The sequence below is a fragment of the Nocardia higoensis NBRC 100133 genome (genome assembly GCF_000308595.1).
GTDB lineage: Bacteria > Actinomycetota > Actinomycetes > Mycobacteriales > Mycobacteriaceae > Nocardia > Nocardia higoensis.
Window position 1 is genome coordinate 1 of the sequence record NZ_BAGA01000158.1, and the last position, 1,341, is coordinate 1,341.

Genomic DNA, 1,341 nt, shown 5'->3' on the forward strand with positions numbered 1-1,341 from the left:
GCTGGTCACCCGGATCGGGCCCGCGCGCACCCTCTGGCTCGGCCTGTCCATCGGGGTGGGAGCGTCGCTGGTGCTGGCCGCGGCGGCGCTCGCCGATCTGCCGCTGCCCGCCCTGCTCGTCCCGCTGTTCTTCGCGGTGTCCTCGATCGCCCTGATCATGCCCAATGCGACCGCCCTCGGGCTGGAATCCCACGGCGCCCGAGCGGGCGCCGCCGCCGGTGTGATGGGGCTGGTCCAGTTCGGTGTCGGTGGTTCACTCGGCCCGGCCATCTCGACCCTGGGCGCCAGCATGGTGACCATGAGCCTCACCATGCTCGCCAGCTGCGCCCTCGGTCTGCTGGTCCTATTGGTGACCACCCGCGGGACCCGCGGACGCCGCGAGCACGACGCGGTGGTCGAGCCCGCGGGGACGACCGACACCCGGTAAGCACGTCGATCCACCGTTTCCGCGAGGCCCGGCTGATCCGACGACTGCTCGGCAACTCCTCGGCAATCCAGGTTGCGTCACCGGGTTCCGTCACCGGCCTCCGGCATTCGGTGTTCCACCGGCTGGAAGGCGGTGGTGGGTCACCGGAGATCGCAATGGTTACCGTGTGGCACACCACTGCCGCGTGTTCCGGGGAACGGGCGATCTTTTGCGGCCCCTCGGAGCTCGGATTCGGGAGACGGAATGAGTACGCGATCATCGGGTTCCGGCGCATCGGCGCGCGATGTCGGACGTTCGGTGATCCTGGTCCTGGGCGCCCTCGCGGCGTTCGGACCGCTGTCGACCGACCTCTACCTGCCCGCCCTCCCCGATCTGTCCGCTGAGCTCGGTGTCTCGTCGGTGACCGGTCAGCTCACCATGACCGCCTGCATGATCGGCCTGGCACTCGGCCAGCTGACGGTCGGCCCGTTGAGCGATCGCTTCGGCCGCCGCACCCCGCTGCTGATCGGCGTCGCCGTCTACGCCCTCGCCTCGCTGCTGTGCGCGCTGACTTCGGGGGCCGGGACGCTCATCGCCCTGCGACTGGTCCAGGGCATCGCCGGCGGGGCCGGGGTCGTGATCGCTCGTGCCATCGTGCGCGACTTGTTCGACACCGAGGCCGCGGCGCGGGTCTTCTCCCTGCTCGTCATGGTGACCGGCGTCGCCCCCGTGCTCGCCCCGCTCCTCGGCGGTCAGTTGATGCATGTGACCTCCTGGCGGGGCCTGTTCGTCGCGCTCTCACTCATCGGCTGCGCGCTGCTGATCGCGGCCACACTCGTCATCGAGGAGACCCACCCGAATCCGACCGGAGGCGGTCCGCGCGCCGTCGCGGCGAACTTCGCGATCGTTGGTCGCGACCCACGCTTCGTCGGTTT

General features: G+C 70.3%; 1 protein-coding gene and 1 pseudogene. Both read left to right on the plus strand.

What is annotated here, in order from left to right:
• Positions 1–427: pseudogene (locus ON26_RS27270) on the plus strand (hypothetical protein); the annotation flags it as partial.
• A gap of 243 nt (positions 428–670) precedes the next feature.
• A partial coding sequence (locus ON26_RS27275; RefSeq protein ID WP_157172022.1) for a Bcr/CflA family efflux MFS transporter occupies positions 671–1,341 on the plus strand: 671 nt, incomplete at its 3' end.